At 72.9% G+C, this 18,197-nt stretch carries 18 protein-coding genes; 5 read left to right on the top strand and 13 right to left on the bottom strand.

Features of this window, described 5'->3' with window-relative positions; translation table 11 throughout:
• Positions 1-6 precede the first annotated feature (6 nt).
• Positions 7-420, top strand: coding sequence for an MbtH family protein (locus ACQEVZ_RS59315; protein WP_425552369.1), 414 nt, complete (start codon positions 7-9; stop codon positions 418-420).
• A gap of 30 nt (positions 421-450) precedes the next feature.
• Here the strand turns inward: ACQEVZ_RS59315 and ACQEVZ_RS59320 are convergent, their stop codons facing one another.
• Both ACQEVZ_RS59320 and ACQEVZ_RS59325 read right to left on the bottom strand, forming a co-directional pair.
• Positions 451-2,364, bottom strand: a complete 1,914-nt coding sequence (locus ACQEVZ_RS59320; protein ID WP_433385768.1) for a sensor histidine kinase — start codon at positions 2,362-2,364, stop codon at positions 451-453.
• 179 nt (positions 2,365-2,543) lie between these two features.
• The gene (locus tag ACQEVZ_RS59325) at positions 2,544-4,139 is read right to left on the bottom strand and encodes a sensor histidine kinase (RefSeq protein ID WP_433385771.1); all 1,596 of its coding nucleotides are present in this window, start codon (positions 4,137-4,139) and stop codon (positions 2,544-2,546) included.
• A gap of 340 nt (positions 4,140-4,479) precedes the next feature.
• On the opposite strand from ACQEVZ_RS59325, the gene ACQEVZ_RS59330 reads away from it, so the two are divergent.
• Positions 4,480-4,926 (top strand): DUF6325 family protein, encoded by a 447-nt coding sequence (locus ACQEVZ_RS59330; RefSeq protein WP_354901216.1) that lies wholly within the window; start codon positions 4,480-4,482, stop codon positions 4,924-4,926.
• A 34-nt stretch (positions 4,927-4,960) separates the two neighbouring features.
• Positions 4,961-5,212 (top strand): SHOCT domain-containing protein, encoded by a 252-nt coding sequence (locus tag ACQEVZ_RS59335; RefSeq protein ID WP_433385774.1) that lies wholly within the window; start codon positions 4,961-4,963, stop codon positions 5,210-5,212.
• Positions 5,213-5,222: 10 nt separating this feature from the next.
• Here ACQEVZ_RS59335 and ACQEVZ_RS59340 read toward each other — a convergent pair whose 3' ends face one another.
• From ACQEVZ_RS59340 to ACQEVZ_RS59380, 9 genes are all read right to left on the bottom strand, one after another.
• Positions 5,223-7,004: a glycoside hydrolase family 15 protein gene (locus ACQEVZ_RS59340; RefSeq protein WP_433385777.1), complete on the bottom strand. Its 1,782-nt coding sequence runs from the start codon at positions 7,002-7,004 to the stop codon at positions 5,223-5,225.
• A gap of 1 nt (position 7,005) precedes the next feature.
• Complete coding sequence (ctaD, locus tag ACQEVZ_RS59345) at positions 7,006-8,709, bottom strand: aa3-type cytochrome oxidase subunit I (protein ID WP_433385780.1); 1,704 nt, start codon at positions 8,707-8,709, stop codon at positions 7,006-7,008.
• Positions 8,702-10,225, bottom strand: coding sequence for a cytochrome bc1 complex cytochrome b subunit (gene qcrB / locus ACQEVZ_RS59350; protein ID WP_433385783.1), 1,524 nt, complete (start codon positions 10,223-10,225; stop codon positions 8,702-8,704). The genes ctaD and qcrB overlap by 8 nt, the downstream gene beginning before the upstream one ends.
• Positions 10,222-10,641, bottom strand: coding sequence for an aa3-type cytochrome oxidase subunit IV (gene ctaF, locus ACQEVZ_RS59355; protein ID WP_344508764.1), 420 nt, complete (start codon positions 10,639-10,641; stop codon positions 10,222-10,224). Before ctaF ends, qcrB begins: the two co-directional genes overlap by 4 nt.
• Positions 10,631-11,218 (bottom strand): vitamin K epoxide reductase family protein, encoded by a 588-nt coding sequence (locus ACQEVZ_RS59360; RefSeq protein ID WP_433385786.1) that lies wholly within the window; start codon positions 11,216-11,218, stop codon positions 10,631-10,633. Before ACQEVZ_RS59360 ends, ctaF begins: the two co-directional genes overlap by 11 nt.
• Before the next feature lie 98 nt (positions 11,219-11,316).
• A complete protein-coding gene (locus tag ACQEVZ_RS59365; RefSeq protein ID WP_433385789.1) occupies positions 11,317-12,342 on the bottom strand; it encodes an SDR family oxidoreductase in 1,026 nt (341 codons plus the stop codon).
• 157 nt (positions 12,343-12,499) lie between these two features.
• Positions 12,500-13,135, bottom strand: coding sequence for an NADPH-dependent F420 reductase (locus tag ACQEVZ_RS59370; RefSeq protein ID WP_433385792.1), 636 nt, complete (start codon positions 13,133-13,135; stop codon positions 12,500-12,502).
• A gap of 505 nt (positions 13,136-13,640) precedes the next feature.
• Positions 13,641-14,303, bottom strand: a complete 663-nt coding sequence (locus tag ACQEVZ_RS59375) for a response regulator transcription factor (protein ID WP_433385795.1) — start codon at positions 14,301-14,303, stop codon at positions 13,641-13,643.
• Positions 14,300-15,451 carry a sensor histidine kinase gene (locus tag ACQEVZ_RS59380; RefSeq protein ID WP_433385798.1) on the bottom strand — a complete coding sequence of 384 codons (1,152 nt, stop codon included), beginning with the start codon at positions 15,449-15,451 and terminating at the stop codon, positions 14,300-14,302. The genes ACQEVZ_RS59375 and ACQEVZ_RS59380 overlap by 4 nt, the downstream gene beginning before the upstream one ends.
• Positions 15,452-15,682: 231 nt before the next feature.
• Between ACQEVZ_RS59380 and ACQEVZ_RS59385 the strand changes: the two genes are divergently transcribed.
• A complete protein-coding gene (locus tag ACQEVZ_RS59385) occupies positions 15,683-16,369 on the top strand; it encodes a hypothetical protein (RefSeq protein WP_433385801.1) in 687 nt (228 codons plus the stop codon).
• Positions 16,370-16,437: 68 nt separating this feature from the next.
• On the opposite strand, the gene ACQEVZ_RS59390 is transcribed toward ACQEVZ_RS59385, so the two are convergent.
• Positions 16,438-16,929, bottom strand: a complete 492-nt coding sequence (locus ACQEVZ_RS59390; RefSeq protein ID WP_433386224.1) for a DUF4265 domain-containing protein — start codon at positions 16,927-16,929, stop codon at positions 16,438-16,440.
• Between the two features lie 250 nt (positions 16,930-17,179).
• On the opposite strand from ACQEVZ_RS59390, the gene ACQEVZ_RS59395 reads away from it, so the two are divergent.
• Positions 17,180-17,770 carry a DUF3885 domain-containing protein gene (locus ACQEVZ_RS59395; protein WP_433385804.1) on the top strand — a complete coding sequence of 197 codons (591 nt, stop codon included), beginning with the start codon at positions 17,180-17,182 and terminating at the stop codon, positions 17,768-17,770.
• Here ACQEVZ_RS59395 and ACQEVZ_RS59400 read toward each other — a convergent pair.
• A complete protein-coding gene (locus ACQEVZ_RS59400; RefSeq protein ID WP_433385807.1) occupies positions 17,765-18,190 on the bottom strand; it encodes a hypothetical protein in 426 nt (141 codons plus the stop codon). The two genes, ACQEVZ_RS59395 and ACQEVZ_RS59400, sit on opposite strands and share 6 nt — an antisense overlap.
• Positions 18,191-18,197: the final 7 nt, after the last annotated feature.

An 18,197-nucleotide genomic window follows, 5' to 3' on the forward strand; every position in this document is an offset into this window, starting at 1 on the left:
ACCCTCATGGACCACCGCGTCGTGATGAACGCCGACGAGCAGTACTCGGTCTGGCCCGTGGCCGACGACCTGCCGGCCGGCTGGGTCGCCGAGGGCCACCGCGGCACCCGGGACGAGTGCCTCGACCACGTCGAGCGGGTCTGGACCGACCAGACCCCGGCCCGCACCCGGATCCGCGCCTGGCTGGCCGGCGCCGTCTCGCAGGCCTGCGACGACCGGCTCACCCCGCACGACGTCGCCACGGCCGGCTGCTCGCTGGTCGCCATGGGCGTGTCGTCGCTGGCGATCATCCGCCTGGTCGACGCCATCGAGACGGAGCACGGCGTGGCCGCCGACTTCAACCAACACGCCCTGGAGGACCTGGACACCCTGACCGACTTCATCGCGACCGAGCGCCTCCGCCACCGGGCGGCCCGCTGACCGTCCGCCGGACCACCGGCCCGCGCGCACTCAGCCGGCGGCGGCCATCGGGAACGACTCCGCGACGGCGTGCGGGTCCGGCTGGGCGAGCGGGATCTCCGCGGTCAGGGTCGTCCCCTGCCCCGGCGGGCTGACAACGCCGAACCGGCCCCCCAGCGCCTCGACGCGGTCGCGCAGGCCGACGAGCCCCGTGCCCGCTTCCGGGTCGGCCCCGCCGGCACCGTCGTCGCGGACCGACAGCCAGATGGACCGCTCGTCCGCGTCCACCGTGATGAGGGCGACCGGCGCCTGCGCGTGCTTGGCGATGTTGGTCAGCGCCTCCGAGACCACGTAGTACACGGCCACCTCCACCCGCTCGGGAAGCCGGCCCGGCACCTGCAGCCGCAGCTCGACCGGCACGATGCTGCGCCGGGCCAGCGTGCGCAGCATCGGGCAGACCCCGCCCTGGGTCAGCAGCGCCGGGTGGATGCCGCGGGCGAGGTCGGTCATCGACTCGTGGATCTCGGTGAGGTTCCTGACGGTGTCGGACAGCAGGCGCCGCGCCGCCGGCACGTCGCCCGCCGCCGCGTCCTCCGCCATGCGCAGCCGCAGGGCGAGGGCGACGATGCGCTGCTGCGGCCCGTCGTGCAGGTCGCGTTCGATGCGCCGCCGCGCGTCGTCCGCCGCGGCGACCAGCCTGCCGCGGGACGCGACGAGCCGGGCGCGGTTCTCGGTGTTCGCGATGGCGGTGGCGACGAGTTCGGTGAAGGCGAGCAGGCGGTTCTCCGCGTCGGCCGGCACCGGCCCCGGCTTGTAGGACAGGACGAGCGTGACCCCCCACAGCTCACCGTCGACGATGATCGGCACGCCGAGGCCGCGGTGGACGCCGCGGGCCCGGAGCTCTTCGGCGATCGGCCCGCTGGCGGTGTCGTAGTCGATCTGTGCCGTGCGGCGGGTGCGGAGGATCTTGCCGACGATGTTCTCGCCCTCGATCGGCCGGCTCGGCTGGTCGGGCAGCACCCGTCCGCCCTCGTCCCGCTCCGAGACCGTCCTGACGCTGCGGTCCGGCTCGTACCGGAGCAGCGCGGTGTGAAAACCCCGGAACAGTCGGTGCAGCTCGGCCGTCACCGCCGCGAACACCGTGCCGGGCGGCCCGCCCGCGGCGACCATCGTGGCCACCCGCCGCAGCGCCGCCTGCTCCGACAGCAGGGCCTGCGTCGCCTGCTGGCTGGCCCGCAGAGTACCGAGGAGCTCCTGGCGCTTCACGGCGGTGTTGACGACCTCCTCCAGTGAGGAGCCGATCCGGTCGCGGATGCGCTCCAGCGTCGCCGGCGGGGTGTCGTCCGGGACGACGAGCCACACCGGGCGGCGCTTCCCGTCGCCCAGTTCGAGCACGGTCGCGCCGGCGGCCTTCGCCGGGTCCGGTGCGTCGCCGATCTCGATCGACACGCTGGAGAGGCCGAACCCGGCCGCGACACACCGCGCCCCGGACCGCAGCGCCGACGGCAGGTCGTCCGCGCCGAGGACGCAGCGGGCGACGTCGGCGGCGATGTCCGCCTCGGCCGCCAGCTGCCGCGCCTCCATCGCGCGCGCCCGGGCCAGGTCGGCCAGCCCGCCGCTGGCCAGTGCCACGATCGCGAAGACCACGGCCCGCTGGAGGTCCTGCACCGCGGTCAGGTGCAGGCCGCCCGGCGGCACATGGACGAAGTTGAACACCAGCGAGCTGGCCACCGCCACACCGACGCCGAGCCGGACGCCCCACACGATGGTCAGCGCCACCACGCCGAGGATGTAGATGACGGCGGTCGGCGACCTCTGCGGTTCAGCGGTGTGCAGCAGCCCGAGCAGGGCCGTCTCGGCCGTGATGACCACCACGGAGACGAGGACACCGACGAGGAGCGGCGGCGGCGTGTCCGGCAGCAACCACGTCGTGAGCCGGCGCCGAACACTGCTGGTCACCGTCATGCGGCCTCCCGGTCGGCGAGGGCGTGACTGCGGGACTGGGCCGCGTCCGCACCGGTCCGGCATGCACACGTCCGACCGTTCGCCTTCCTGACGACCGTCAACACCACCCGATGCGGGTGACCTCACCCGCGGCACGTGGGGTACGGCCGCGCTCGCTCCTGCCCGCGATCCGGGCCTGGTCACGGTTCGCCGAGCGGGAAGTCGGCCTGCAGGCGGGTGCCCCGGCCGGCAGGGCTCTCGACGGTCAGCGTGCCGCCCAGCGCCTCGACCCGGTCGATCAGCCCGATGAGACCGGTGCCTCCCTTCGGATCCGCGCCGCCGGCCCCGTCGTCGTACACCGTCACGTGCAGGAAGCCACCTTGCGCGCAAACGACGACGTGGACGATCGTCGCCCTGGCGTACTTGACGGCGTTCGTCAGCGCCTCCGCCACCACGTAGTACGCCGCGACCTCGATCGGCTCCGGCTGCCGGCCCTCCACCTCCATCTCGAGGTCCACCGGGACGGCGCAGCGGCGGGCCAGCCCCTTGAGCGCCGGTCGCAGGCCGCCCTGCACGAGGATCGCCGGGTGTACGCCGCGGGAGAGCTCCCGCACGTCGTCGACGGCGCCGTTCAACCCGTCCACGACGGCGGACAGGTCCTGACGCAGTTCCGCCAGCTCCGACGGCACCATCGTCTCGACCCGGCGCACCTCCAGGCCCAGCGAGAGGAGCCGCTGCTGCACGCCGTCGTGCAGGTCGCGTTCGAGCCGCCGGCGGGTCTCGTCGGCGGCGAGCACGAGCCGGGTCCGCGACGCGACGAGGTTGGCGCTCTCCACGAGCACCACCCCCTGCCGGATGATCAGCAGCACGATGACCATGGTCTCGGCGACGATCTCGGTGCCGTCCATCACGACGCCCCGGGCGAGCTGCACGATCACCAGCACGCCTGTGCCGACCACCGGCACGTACGGCAGCATCATGTGCCCCCAGCGGGCCCGCGGGCGCACCGGCCAGTGCGGCATCTCCCGGACGGGCGTCAGCGCGGCGACCGCGATGAGCGCGTGCCCGGCGACGAACCCGGAGTTGGCCAGGGGCGACATGCTGTCCACGCCCCTGGTCACGACATACGCGAACACACTGTCCGACAACGACAGCGCGAACAGCCCGGCGGCGAGGATGACCAGCTGCGCCCGGTTCGGCGCGGCCGCCGTCGTCGCGACCAGCAGGACGATCATGATGGTCAGCAGCAGATCGGTGACCGGGTAGGCGATCGCGACCGAGTACTCGAGCGTGGTGGCCGCACCGGCCCGCACCACCGCCCCGAGCGTGGTGGCCCAGGTGAGCACGAACAGCGCACCCACGACGATGAGCCCGTCGAGCGCCATCACCAGGCTCCCCCGGCGGCGCCACGCGGCGCCCTGGGCGGGCCGTTCGGCGGCCAGCGTGTAGACCGCCAGGAGTGCGAACACCGGCAGCGTGAGATACCCGGCATCCGCGAGCGACGGGCTCGGCAGCACGTCGCCGTTGACCAGCCGGTACCAGGACCAGAAGAACTGCCCGATCATCCAGCCGCACGTCGCGGCGCCCATCCACACCCGCCACCACCGCTGACCGCCGGAGTGCCGGCGGGCGGTGATCCAGCAGACGAGGGTCGCCGCGAGCGCCGCGGAGAACTGCCCCGCGTCGTCGAGGAGCCCCGACCACCGCGGGGACAGCAGCCCCGAACTCGCCAGACCGACGACGGCAACCACCGACACAGCGGCGACGAGGAGCGAGGTCGACCAGGGTCTGCGCAACAAGGGGATGATCCTGACCAGAGGCGATCAGAACGACATTCGCTTTACGCTACCGCCCCCGCGTCGCCGTCCGCCGCGCCTCGACCCGGCCCGCGCGCCGCACCCGTCCGGGCGACCTCTGCCGCCACCCCGGATTTCACCCGTGCCGCCGGACGGTGGACCGGCTCACGACGCGTCGGCCGGCACCCGCAGCGCCGTGAGCGACTGCCCAACCCCTACAGCTTCCTAGGACAATAGATGGAACGGCATCGCACCCGCCGTCCGCGCGCCCCGCCACACCCGGGCCGGTCATCCGGCGCGGGCGAGGCCGGCGCCCGGCGCGCGGCGGCATGGTTTCTGCATGCGGGATCTCGAGGACATGGGTCCGGTCGACTACCTGGTGGTGGAGTTCCCCGACGGCCGGGTGACCGGCGAAGGGCTGCCGCTGCTCGTCGACCTCGTCGAACGCGGCATCATCAGGATTCTCGATCTCGTCTTCGTCAGGAAGCGCGGCGACGGCACGGTCGAAGGGCTGGAACTGACCGACGTCGACCACGACGGCAAGCTGGACCTGCTGATGTTCGAGGGCGTCACGACCGGGCTGGTCGACGCCGAGGACCTCGCCGACGCCGCCGACGTCCTCAATCAGGGCAGCGTGGCGGCCATCCTCGTGTACGAGAACCGGTGGGCCGCACCACTGGCCACAACGCTGCGCCGGGGCGGTGGCCAGCTCGTCGCCGGCGGACGGATCCCGGTGCAGGCACTGCTCGCGGCCGTCGAGCGCGTCGACACCGAAGTCAGCCGATAGCTCAGCCGACAGTTCAGCCGATAGGAGGCCGACCATGCCAGGACTGCTTCGCGGCATCGCCCGCACCACCGTGGTCGCCGGCACCGCGACCGCCGTGTCCAACCGGGTCTCCCGGCGCCAGGCCGGCCGGTGGGCGGCGCAGGACCAGCGACAGGCCGCCTACGCTTCCGGGGACGACACGTCCGACCGGCTCGCGCAGCTCCAGCAGCTCGGTGCGCTCAAGGCGCAGGGCGTGCTGACCGAGGCCGAGTTCGAGCAGCAGAAGGCCCGGATCCTCAGCACGTGACCACTCCTCTTCAGCCCGTCGGATCGGGCAGCGTCGCGGCGGTCTCGAGGAGCAGGGCGTGCACGAACGCCTGGGGCAGGTTGCCGCGCAGCTGCCGCTGCCGGACGTCGTACTCCTCCGCGTAGAGGCCCGGCGGGCCGCAGGCCGCGCGGTTGCGTTCGAACCAGCGGGCGGCGGCGACCGGGTTGCCGGCCTGCTGCTCGGCCAGGGCCATGCCGTAGCCGCACAGCAGGAACGCGCCCTCCGCACCGCCGAGCGGCGCGTCGTCGGCCCGGAACCGGTACACGTAACCGTCTTCGGTGAGCTCGGCCCGCACGGCGGCGAGCGTGGCGGCGGTGCGGGGATCGCCGGGCGGCACGGCGCCACGGATCCCGGGGAACAGCAGGGCGGCGTCGACGCGCGGGTCGTCCGGTGCGCGCTGCCACCGGCCCGTCGGGTGCAGGCAGGTGGCCTGCGTGTCGGCCAGGATGGACCCGGCCAGATCGCGCCAGCGCGTGGCCGTGGGTCCGGTGACCGCGCCGGCCGCGCGCAGGAGCCCGGCGACGCAGGTGAGCCGGGAATGGGTCCAGGGCCGCGGATGCAGCTCCCAGATGCCGGCGTCCGGATCGCGCCACCGCCGGGCGATGGTGTCGGCGGCCAGGTGCAGGGCCCGGCGGCCGTCGGCGTCGAGCCGGTCCCGGCGGCCCGCCACGGTCAGCAGCAGCAGCGCCTCGCCGAACGCGTCGAGCTGGAACTGCCCGTTGACCCAGTTGCCGGTGCGCACCGGCGCCCCCGGATAGCCGGGCAGGAAGCCGAGGTCCCGTTCGTCCGGCACCGGCCGGCCCGACCCCGCCACGTAGGCGGGCGCCAGTGCCGGCCCGTCGGTCAGCAGATGCTGCGAGACGAAGCGCACGGCCGCGTCGAGCAGCCGGTCGGCGCCCGCCGCGGCGGCGGCATGCCCGGCGTAGGACTGGTCGCGGATCCAGGCGTAGCGGTAGTCGTAGTTGCGGCCGGCCTCGGCCCGCTCCGGCAGCGAGGTCGTGGCGGCGGCGACCATGCCGCCCTCCGGGGTGGTCAGCCCGTGCAGGACCGCGCAGGCGTGCCGGGCGTCCCGGCCGGAGAAGCCGTCCACCGTGGTGGGCACGGCCGCCTGCCACGCCGCCGCCGTGGCGGGCCACAGCTCGTCCGGCTCGGGCGCCGGCCCGGTGAACGGCCGGGTCGACAGCTGCAGCATGAGATCGTGGCGGCCGCCGGGCGGCAGGCGCAGCTCGCCGTGCAGGACGCCGGAGACGTCGGGCCGTGCCTGCGGGGCGCCGTGCCAGCGCACGTACAGGTCGCCGGCGCGCCCGGCCCACCCGTGCTCGTCGCGGGTGAGGTCGCGCAACGGCTGCCGGCCGAACCCGGCGCTCACGTCCAGCAGCAGCCGCACCACCGCGTCGCCGCGGATCGCCGCCACCCGCCGCAGCAGGGTCAGGGTGTGCGGCGCGCCGGGCAGGGCGAGGGCCTCGCGGCTGTGGATGATCGCGTCGGTGGTGATCCAGCGGCTGGTCCAGATCAGGGTGCCCGGCTCGTAGAACCCGCCCCACACGAACCGGTCGTCGGCCGGGGCGACCGCGTAGCCGCCCGGGCCGCCGAGGAGGCTGGTGAAGACGGCGTCCGACTCCCAGGCCGGGGCGCACAGCCAGGCCACGTCGCCGCGCGGGCCGATGAGCGCGCCGCGGCGGCCGTCGGCCAGCAGGGCGTACTGCCGCAGCACCTGCGGTGCGGAGACGCCGTCGGCGCGGCGTGGCGGCGCACCGTGAACGGCGGTCATGTCATGCCTCCTTGCCGGAGGGGTCCGGGCTGCCGTGGTCACGGCCGGCGAGCTCGCCGTGCACGGCGTCGAACACCGGACGGACGGAACGGATGCGCGGCAGGCTCCTGAAGTTGTGCCGCGGCGGCGGGCAGGTGGTGGCCCACTCGAGGGAGTTGGTGAAGCCCCACGGGTCGTTGCCCTCGACGCGGCGGCCGAACCGGTAGGAGGACCACAGGTTGTACAGCAGCGGCAGCATCGACAGCCCCAGGATGAGCGCGCCGATGCTGGAGATGGTGTTGTAGACCGTGAAGCCGTCGGTGGGCAGGTAGTCGGCGTAACGGCGGGGCATGCCGCGGGTGCCGAGCCAGTGCTGGACCAGGAACGTGGTGTGGAACCCGACGAACGTCAGCCAGAAGTGCGCCTTGCCGAGGCGCTCGCCGAGCATCCGGCCGGTGATCTTGGGGAACCAGAAGTAGACGCCGGCGAACGCGGCGAAGACGATCGTGCCGAACAGCACGTAGTGCATGTGGGCGACGACGAAGTACGTGTCGGAGACGTGGAAGTCCATCGGCGGCGAGGCGAGCAGCACCCCGGACAGGCCGCCGAAGAGGAACGTCACCAGGAAGCCCAGCGACCACAGCATCGGCGTCTGGAACGTCAGCTGGCCGTGCCACATGCTGCCGATCCAGTTGAAGAACTTCACGCCGGTGGGCACGGCGATCAGGTACGACACGAACGAGAAGAACGGCAGCAGCACCTGCCCGGTGACGAACATGTGGTGCGCCCACACGCTCATGGACAGCACGGCGATCGCGATGGTGGCGCCGACGAGACCCTTGTAACCGAAGACCGGCCGGCGGGAGAAGACCGGCAGGATCTCGGTGATGATGCCGAAGAACGGCAGGGCGACGATGTACACCTCCGGATGGCCGAAGAACCAGAAGAGGTGCTGCCACAGCATCGCCCCGCCGTGCGCGGGGTCGTAGACGTGCGCGCCGAACTTGCGGTCCGCCTCGAGCGCGAGCAGGGCCGCGGTGAGCACGGGGAACGCCATCAGCACCATCAGCGCGGTGATGAAGATGTTCCACGTCAGGATCGGCATCCGGAACATCGTCATCCCGGGCGCCCGCAGCGTGATGACGGTCGTGATCATGTTGACCGCGCCGATCACCGTGCCGACGCCGGCCACCACCAGGCCCATCGTCCACAGGTCGCCGCCCACGCCGGGCGAGTGCACGTGGCTGTTGAGCGGCGAATAGGCGAACCAGCCGAAGTCCGCGGCCCCGCCCGGGGTGGCGAACCCGGCGACGGTGACGATGCCGCCGGTCAGGTACAGCCAGTACGCGAGGGCGTTGAGCCGCGGGAACGCGACGTCGGCGGCGCCGATCTGCAGCGGGACCAGGTAGTTGCCGAACCCGAACAGCAGCGGGGTGGCGAACAGCAGCAGCATGATCGTGCCGTGCATGGTGAAGAGCTGGTTGTACTGCTCCGGCGACAGCAGCTGCAGGCCGGGCCGGGCGAGCTCGGCGCGCATCAGCAGCGCCAGCACCCCGCCGATCACGAAGAAGCCGAACGACGTCACGAGGTACATAACCCCGATCTGCTTCGCGTCGGTGGTCGCCAGCGCCTGCACGACCCGCGACCCGGGCACGGTGCGGCGCAGCGGCCCGGGCAGCCTCGGGGTGTGCACCGGGTCGATCGGCAGCACCGAACGGTCACTCATCGGCGGACCTCTCCAGCTCCCGCTGGGCGGACCTCTCCAGCTCCCGCTGGGCGGCCCCGACGCGTTGCATGCGCTTCGGCACCACCCAGCCGGCGTACGGCAGCGGCAGCTGGTCGGCGGCGGCGAGCGGCTGCTCGATCTCGCGGTACTCCCCGTCCGGGGTGCGGATGACCACACCGGTCTCCATCCCGTGGGCGAGCCGCTTGCGGTCCTGCTGCTGGAACCCCAGGCAGAGCCGGCGGGTGACCGCGAAGGCGAGCGCCGGCAGCAGCAGGGCGCCGATGCGCCCGGCCCAGACCAGCGCGTTGAGGCTGATCTGGAACTTGTCGGCGATGAGGTCGTTGGCGGCCGACACGGTCAGCACCAGGTAGAAGGTGCCGGCCATGGCGGCGACCGCGGTACGGGTCGGCGCGTCACGGGGACGCTGCAGCAGGTTGTGGTACTCCTCGCCGCGGTGCCGCCACGCGTGGCCGAGCGGGTAGCCGATGGCGAGCATGGTCAGGACCCCGGGCAGCACGACGCCGGGCCAGAAGACCGGCGACAGGGTGTAGCCGAAGGCCCGCACCTCCCACGGCGGCATGAGCCGCAGCGCGCCGTCGAGGAACATGACGTACCAGTCGGGCTGGCTCGCCGAGGACACCACGGCGGCCTCGTACGGGCCGAACAGCCACACCGGGTTGATCTGCACCAGCCCGCCGAGCGCGGCGACGGCGGCGAAGACGATGAGCGCCAGTCCGGTGGAGCGACCGGCGAACCCGGGCACCATCCGCTCGCCGACGACGTTCGCGCCGGTGTGCCGCACCCGCGGCCACTGCGTGTGCTTCTGCTTGACGATCAGGCCCAGGTGCACGCTGATGAGCGCGACGAGCGCCCCGGGGACCAGCAGGACGTGGACGATGTACAGGCGGCCGACGATGACCTCGCCGGGGAACTCGCCGCCGAACAGCGAGGTGGACGCCCAGGTGCCGATGACCGGCAGCGACTCCACGATCGAGGCGGCGATGCGCAGGCCCGTGCCGGACAGGCCGTCGTCGGGCAGCGAGTAGCCGGCGAAGCCCTCGACGAAACCGAGCCAGAACATGATGATGCCGATGACCCAGTTCGCGTCGCGCGGCTTGCGGAAGGCGCCGGTCAGGAAGATCCGGGCCATGTGCACGACGATCGCCGCCATGAACAGGTTCGCCGACCAGTGGTGCATCTGCCGCAGCAGCAGCCCGCCGCGGATGTCGAAGGTGATGCGCAGCGTCGAGTCGTAGGCGGCCGACATGGGCATCCCGCGCAGCGGCACGTAGGAGCCGTCGTAGGTGACCTGCCGCATCGACGGGTCGAAGAACAGCGCCAGCATGACCCCGGTCAGCACCAGCATCACGAACGAGTACAGCGCCAGCTCGCCGAGCATGAACGACCAGTGGTCCGGGAAGACCTTGTGCACCGCCCGGCGCAGCGGCGTGGCCGCCTGGAACCGCTCGTCCACCGCCCGGGCCGCGCGGGTGGCCCGGGGCGGCCGGCGGCTCACCGCGACTCCGGGGCGCCGGCGTAGAACTCCAGCACCAGACCGGTCGTGGCCAGCAGCGCGCCGATCGTGGCGGCGCCGGCCAGCCACCACTGGCTCAGCGCGATGCCGACCGCCGCGCTGGCCACCGCGACGGCGATGCCGAACGGCCAGAACCCTGGCGGCGCGAAGAAGCCGACCGGGCCGGCACCGTCGGCGATCTCGGCGTCGGGCCGGTCCTCCGGGCGCGGCGGGATGCGCCGGGCGACCAGCCAGAAGTAGCTGCCGCAGATCAGGCTCAGCACGCCGGACAGGCCCAGCGCGATGCCGCCGGTCAGCTCCGGGTGGGCGGCGCCGCTGCCGGTCCACCACAGGTAGACGACCGACGCGGTCAGCAGGAACCCGGCGATCACCCCGAACACCTTGAACTCAGTGCGCACCCACGACTCCTCCGCGCAGCGCCGTCACCCAGGACCGCCCGTACCGGCGAGCGCGGCGCAGCTGCCGCCACACCGCGACCACCTCGTCGGCGACGAGCAGGGCGACGCTCACCGAGATGCCCGCCGTGACCAGGCACAGCGTGCAGAACGCGCCGACCACGAAGGCCTGCATCGCCACCAGGAACAGCGCGGCCACCGCCATGCCGCCGGCGACCAGCCCGAGCAGGACCACCAGCCACGGCCGCCGCCACCACCGGGTCGTGCCGCCCGACAGCTCGAGCACGAACTCGGCCGCGAACGCCGCGGCGCCGAGCGCGGCGTCGTGCACCGGCAGCGCCCGGGAGAAGCCGGACTCCAGCACGCGGATGCTGCCGTCGCCGAACCACGGCTCCCACACCGCCGGCACCAGGCCGTACTGGAAGAACGCCAGCCGCAGCGAGACCAGCATCCCGGCGCAGGCGAGCACGGCCACGGCCACGCGTCGCGGCCACGCCGACGGCCCGTCGACCGCGCGCCGCCACCACCACGGCGTCGACGCGCGGCGGTGGAGCAGGCCGGCGTTCGCGCCGGGAGTCATGCGGTGCCTCCTTCCGCTGTCTTTTGTGTGTCAGGCCCGTCTTGTGTCTTTGGGTGTCAGGCCCGTCTCGTGTCTTTGCGTGTCGGGTCCGTCTTGTGTCAGGCCCGGCGGTGGGCCAGCCAGACGGCGGCGCCGGCGGTCGCCGCCGCGCCGCACGCCGCGGCGAGGAGGCCGTGGTGCTGCGACGCCCAGAGCTGCGGGCTGCGCGCATGCGCGACCTGGTCGAACGAGCCGTGGGCGCCCTGGTCGGTGCCGGGCGCCGCGTCGGCGGGCTGCCACAGGTTCGGCCGCAGCCTGGCCGCGCGCTCGCCGGTCTGCTGCGAGTCGTAGCCGGTGCGGGCCAGATAGCGGTCCAGCAGCCCCGGCGCGACCTTGTTGCCCAGCAGCGTGCCGACCGTCGACCCGCCGACCCAGTACTCGCGGCGCTGCGGATGGTCGGCGGCGTACAGCACGGCGCGGGCGGCGATCTCCGGCTGGTAGATCGGCGGGACCGGCTTCGGGTGGCGGCGAAGGCGCGACAGCACCCAGTCGAACTGCGGCGTGTTGACCGCCGGCAGCTGCACCATCGTGACGCGGACGCGGCTGCGGTCGTGCAGCAGCTCGCAGCGGACGGACTCGGTGAAGCCCTGAATGGCGTGCTTGGCGCCGCAGTACACACTCTGCAGCGGGATGCCGCGGTACGCCAGCGCCGACCCGACCTGCACCACGGCGCCCCGGTCGCGGGGCAGCATCTGCCGCAACGCGGCGCGGGTACCGTTGACGTACCCCAGGTAGGCGACCTCGGTCGCGCGCTGGAACTCGTCCGCGGCGACGTCGACGAAGGGCGCGAAGACCGACGAGAACGCCACGTTGACCCACACGTCGATCTCGCCGAGCTCGTCCTCGACCCGGTCCGCGGCCGCCTGCACCGCGTCGTTGTCGGCGACGTCGACCTCGATCGGCAGGGCGCGGCCCCCGGCGGCGCGGACGTCCTGCTCGGCGCCGGCCAGCCCGTCCTCGCCGCGTGCCAGCAGCGCGACCGCGTCACCGCGCGCCGCGAACGCCCGGGCGGACGCCCGGCCGACTCCCCCGCTCGCCCCGGTCACCACGATCACGCGCTGACCGTCCCGTGTCGCCATCCCCACCGTCCTCCTTCCCGCCCGCCACCTGCCGTCCAGGCAGGTGCAGCCAGGCCCCGCCCCCGCTACCCATGCGGACCTCGGCTAACCAACAACCACCGACCCGATCTGCATTTCGCGCCGGCCCACCCCGCCGCGCCGCGCCGCCCGTGGTCCGGCAGGTTCAGGCGGCCTCGACGCCGATGCGGGCGCGCAGTTCGTCGGCCTCCAGATCCGCGGTGTAGACCTCCGTCCCGGGCTGGTACTTGCGACCGCCCTCGACGAGCGGCCCGGCGTCGACCGGTTCGAAGCCGATCTCTTCGACGAGGTCGAGGACCCGCCACTTGGCGTCCGGGTCGTCGCCGGAGACCGGAATGCCGTACCGGAAGTTCGACCCGGCCGAGTGTCCGTAGTCGCGCAGGTGGTCCCAGCGCATCGCGTTGAACGCCTTGACCACGTGCGCCCCGGTGAGGTGCCGCTGCATCAGCTCGCTGCTGGTCACGTCGCCGCGCTCCAGCTCCGCGTCGTGCCCGTCCCGCTCAGGGACGTAGTTGGTCGCGTCGACCACCGTCCTGCCGGCCAGCGCATCGGCGGGCAGGTCCTCGAACTGGCAGAACGGCACGGCGACGATCACGACGTCGCCGTAGCGGGCCGCCTCCTCGACGGTGACGGCGTGTGCGTGACGGCCGAGCTGATGCTCGAGGTCGCGCAGGGTGTCCGGCCCCTGGGAGTTCGCGATGGCGACGTCATTGCCGGCCGCGACGTACAGGTGAGCCAGCGTGGAGCCAACCTTGCCGGCGCCGATCACACCGATCTTCATACCTGCCGCCTACCCGCTGCCGGCCCGTTCACGCGACAGACCGTCACGGGAGGTCGGACCGCCCGCAGGTGTCAGTCCGCCTGATGTCACATCGCACTGGCGCGGCTGCCACTCCCGCCGCTGCCGACTGGCCGCGCTCTCACGGCGGATCACACCCACCCCGGCGACGCCCGACGCACGATCGTCCCCGGATTCCCCCGACGAAAGGTCAGCGGCGTCCTGCGGCAACGATCCCATCGATGTGAACTGCCGACCCGATCGACCTGGAACGCGGGGTCCTACTGCTGCCCGCGCGGACGGCCGGTCAAACCGATGCCGCCGCCTCGCCAGACGCCCGTCAACCAGCCCCGGAGCCGGGACGGCCGACCCGTCCACCGACGTCGCCGCCGGGGCGGGCGGGCCCGTCCACCCACGTCGCCGCCGGGGCGGGCGGGCCCGTCCACCCATGTCGCCGCCGGGGCGGGCGGGCCCGTCCACCCACGTCGCCGCCGGGGCGGGCGGCCCGTCAGCCGGTGTCGTCGCCGGGGCGGATCAGGCCGCTCTCGTAGGCGAACGCGATCGCCTGGGGACGGTCGCGCAGGCCGAGCTTGTCCAGCGCCCGGCCGAGGTGCGTCTTCACGGTCGTCTCGCCGAGGAACAGCCGCGCGGCGATCTCGGCGTTGGACAGCCCCCGGCCGACCAGCGCGAGCACCTCCGCCTCGCGCCCCGTGAGCCGGTCCAGGGCCGGCGCGCGAACCGGCGCCTGCGGTGCGCGCGCGTAGCCGCCGATCACCCGGGACACCACCGCCGGGTCGATCAGCCCGCGCCCGGCGGCGACCTCCCGCAGCGCGTCGAGCAGTTGCTCCGGCGGCGACACCTTGAGCAGGAACCCCGCGACGCCCGCACGCAGCGCACCGTCCAGCAGCACCTCCTCGTCGAACGTGGTCAGCACGAGCACCTTGACCCCGGGGTGCGCCTCGGCGATCGCCCTTGCCGCCCCGATGCCGTCGAGCCCAGGCATGCGGGCGTCCATGAGGACCACGTCGGGGCTGAGCGCGGCGACGGCCTGGACCGCCTCGTGACCGTCCGCGGCCTCCCCGACGACCTCGAGGTCGGGCTCGTCGGAGATGAGCATGCGCAGGCCCGCCCGCACGATCGCCTCGTCGTCCGCCAGCAGCACCCGGATCATCGTGTCTCCTCGCCGAGCGGAAACCGCGCGTACACCTCGAAACCACCATCGGCGCGGGGACCGGTCCGCAGCTCACCGTCGAACATCGCGACCCGCTCCCGCATGCCGACCAGCCCGTGCCCGCCGCCCGGGGACGGGCCCGGTGCGGCGCCGCCCCGCCCGTCGTCGGCGACGCGGAGGCTGACGGCCGCCGGCTCGTACGTCACGACCACCGTGGCGGACCCGGCCTCGGCATGCCGCAGCGTGTTGGTGAGCGCCTCCTGCGTGACGCGATAGGCGGAGACGTCCAGCGCCACCGGCAGCTGCACCGGCTCCCCCTCGACCCGCAGCGTGACGTCCAGCCCCGCGGAACGGACATGACCGACCAGGTCGTCGAGCCGGCGCAGCGACGGTGGCGGGGCGAGGCCGTCGCTGTCGTCGGGGCGCAGCAGCCCGACCACCCGCCGCAGCTCCGTCACCGAACGCCGGCCGAGCTGCTCGACCTGGACCAGCACGTCGCGCTCGGCGGGACGGTCGCCCAGCCGGCGGCGCACCACGCCGACCTGCATCGTCATGACGCTGACCGTGTGCGCCACCGCGTCGTGCAGCTCGCGGGAGATGCGGGCCCGCTCCTCGTCGACGGCCGCACGGGCCCGGTTCTCGCGCTCCGCGTCGAGCTGGGCGGCCAGCATCGCGAGCTGCCGGGAGCGCGCCTGCTCGCGGCGCAGCAACGTCCCGAGCCCCCAGGCGGCGCCGATCAGCGTGCCGAAGAACACGAACTCCCACGCGCCCTCGCCGCTCCAGACGAGCAGGGCGGCCGGCACCACCGCGGCGGCGACCGACGCGACGAGCGCCCGCCGCGGCGGGCTCCGGAACGTGGCATGGACGACGAGCACCAGCTCCGCGATGAGCTGGGCGCCGCCGACCCCCGGTCCCCCGATCAGGATCGCGTAGGGGAACGACAGCATCGCCACGGTCATCGCGGCGACCGGGAACCACGCGGCGAGCGGGAAGCACAGCGCCAGGACCACGACCGTCGCGACCGCGGCCAGGCGGGTGTCCGTGGCCCGCGGGTCGCCGTATGCCTCGACGAGCGCGAGGGCGGCGAACAGCACGCCGGCGATCCCGCCGACGACCAGCCACTGACGCTGACTTCGTGGAACGCGCACCGGGCCTCCTCTCGCCCCCGACGGTATCGAGCGCGCGGCCACGGCGGCATCAGATCCAGGGACGACATCGCCGGCCCCGGGGTCCTCCCCGGGGAGGACCCCGGGGCCCGCCGGTCGCCCCGAGGTCGCAGCCGGAGCGGCCCTGCACGCCGATCCGCCGGGCGTCGCACCGCCATAGCGTTTGCATCACGCCGAACACCGGCGTTTGCAACCCCGAGAGGATTCAGTGCGATGTCCGATAACGTCACCACCACCAGCACCACGCCGGCCCCGCTGCGCCGGCTTGCCGGCGGCGCCCTCGTCCTGGCCCCGTTCCTCATGTTCGGCGGCATGCTCACCTCGCCGCCGCAGGCCGACGACTCCTCTGCGGCCTACCTCAGCTCCCTCGCCGACGACTACGGCCTGTCCGTCCTGTCGGCGAACCTCCTCCACTACGCCTGGGTGCTCATCGCGCTCGGCGTGCCGGCGACGCTGACCCTGCTGCGCGGCCGGCGCGGCCGGACCCTCACCGCCGTCGGGGTCGCCCTGACGACGTTCGGCGCGATCCAGATGTCGGGCATGCTGCTGTCGGACTGGTTCACCGGCGCGATGCCCGGCGCCGTCCCGCTCGCCGACGCGGTCAAGGTCTTCGACACCGTGGCCGCCGACCCCTCGATGGTCCTGTGGCGCCTCACCGGCGTCGTCGGCGGCGTGGTCATGCTGCCGCTGCTCCTGGCCGGCCTGGCCCGCGCCGGCGTGGTCGGCTGGTGGACCGTGCCGGTGATCCTCGTGCCGTTCATCGCCGCCGCCATGCTCCCCGCCGTCGTCGGCGCCGTGGTCGCCCTGGCCTGCTACGCACCGCTCATGCTCCTCGGCGCCCGCCTGGTGCGCCGCACGTCCCCCGACGTCGTCCAGGCCGAGGCCCTCGCGACGGCCTGACCCCATGCCCACCACGCAGCGGTGGACGGCGAATCGCCGTCCACCGCAGGCCACAGGTCGAGGTCCCGTCAGGCAGGCCTGAAGTCTCTGGAGTCACTCCACTCCCAGAACGCCGTTCCGCCCTGGATCTCCCCCTGAACACAGTCGAAGACGGGCTGCATCACCGAGAGATCTGAGACATCGATCGCGACCAGACGATCGCCATTCCACTCACTCAAGAGCCCTGCGGAGTCCACGGCCCTACGCAGCGCAGACCTGGCGTCAACCGACGGTCGGGGCTCGGCGAAGAGAACCCGAAGGGTACGACGACCCGACTTCCTGATCAACCGGTCAACGGTGTCCGACTCATCCTTCTGCACCACATCACCAAGCGCCAGACCGTAGACATGGAAGGGGATACAGCAGACCTCATAGCTGCCTTCGACGTCAGCCTCCCGAAGCCAGATCTGCTCGAGCATCCCCGGAAGGTCGAATGGAGCGAGATCCACCATGGCGATGTAGTGCTTTTCTCCCCTCCACGCAGGGACCTCGTGGCTGACGTATGTAATTCCGCCAATCATGACCTGCAAGATTCTCTCCACCACGATGCCGGAAACGACCTACGGCGGATCACCCTATGGCCCGCCACCGTGCTCGCACAGCTCGAACCCGGCCAGCCCGGTCAGGACAACGTTTCTGCATGTCAGACCCCGTGTGCCTGTGGTCAGACTGGCGCCCGAGCACGTGTCCTCGGCTAAGGTGCACCACGTGCGGTCCCAAGCGGTCCCACCTGGCCACGCACGCTTTGGACCATGCCGCGGGGAGGACGATGTGAGGCGTGACGGGCCGGTGGACCCCCACCTCGTGACGGAGGCATGGAGCAGGCGCTGGCCTGAGTGCCGGCCGATCGCGCACGAGTTGACGTTCGCGTACAACAACCGGTGGGTCAGGTTCCACAGCCTCCCCGGGTCGAAGCGGTACCCCGACACCGAGTCTGAATACGCCGTCGTGCTCCACCGGCACAACACCGTGCTGGACGAGCTCGACATCCCAGGTCCGCTCCTTGTCATCACCGCCGACTGGACCGACGTCGCCGGCACGTCCTTCGACCTCCGCCGGGCCCGGGCCCGGCTGGCCGCCGACGGCGTCCACTGGCAAACCATCCTCGAAGACCCCGAACACCCGGCTTACACCCAGCTGTACATCAGCACACGGCCATGGAAGACCGGCATCGTCGACGACATCCTGCGCGCTGTCGCGGACGACGAGCTCGGCGGAGTGATCCTCGCCCCGGCCGACCTCCGCTGGCTGTATCACCCGTACGACGGCGGCGCCGACGTCATCCTGCAGACGCCGGCGGAACGCGACACACTCGAAGAACGTCACCGGACCTGGCTGTCGACGGATCCGTCTGGTCTATGAGCGACCACCACCCGGCCGGAGCCGCCACACCCCCACCCAGAGCCCGGCCGCGACGAGCGCTGTGACGATCGGGAGCGGGCCGGGGCTGGGGCCGCCGGTCTCGCGCACCTTGGTGCACGGGTCCGACGCCGAGTAGTGCAGCCGGGAGGTCCCGCCGGTGTGCACGTCGCGCGGCTTCGGGTTGGAGCCGGAGTCCACCTGGGTCGAGCAGACCCGCCCGGCCGCGTCGAACCGGACGTCGTAGACCCGGCGGCCGGAGGAGATGTTCCGGACGCCGACCACCTCGGCGTCGACCACGCCTCCCCGCGCCTCGTCGATGGAGACCCACCCGTCGAGAAGGCTGACGAACGTGAGGACGACGGCACCGACCAGGAGCCCGGCGCGCCGCCGACGCCGGTTCCGGCGGTTCGGGATGTACATGCCGCCT

Source organism: Dactylosporangium sp. CA-152071, assembly GCF_050936335.1.
Taxonomy (GTDB): Bacteria; Actinomycetota; Actinomycetes; order Mycobacteriales; family Micromonosporaceae; genus Dactylosporangium; species Dactylosporangium maewongense.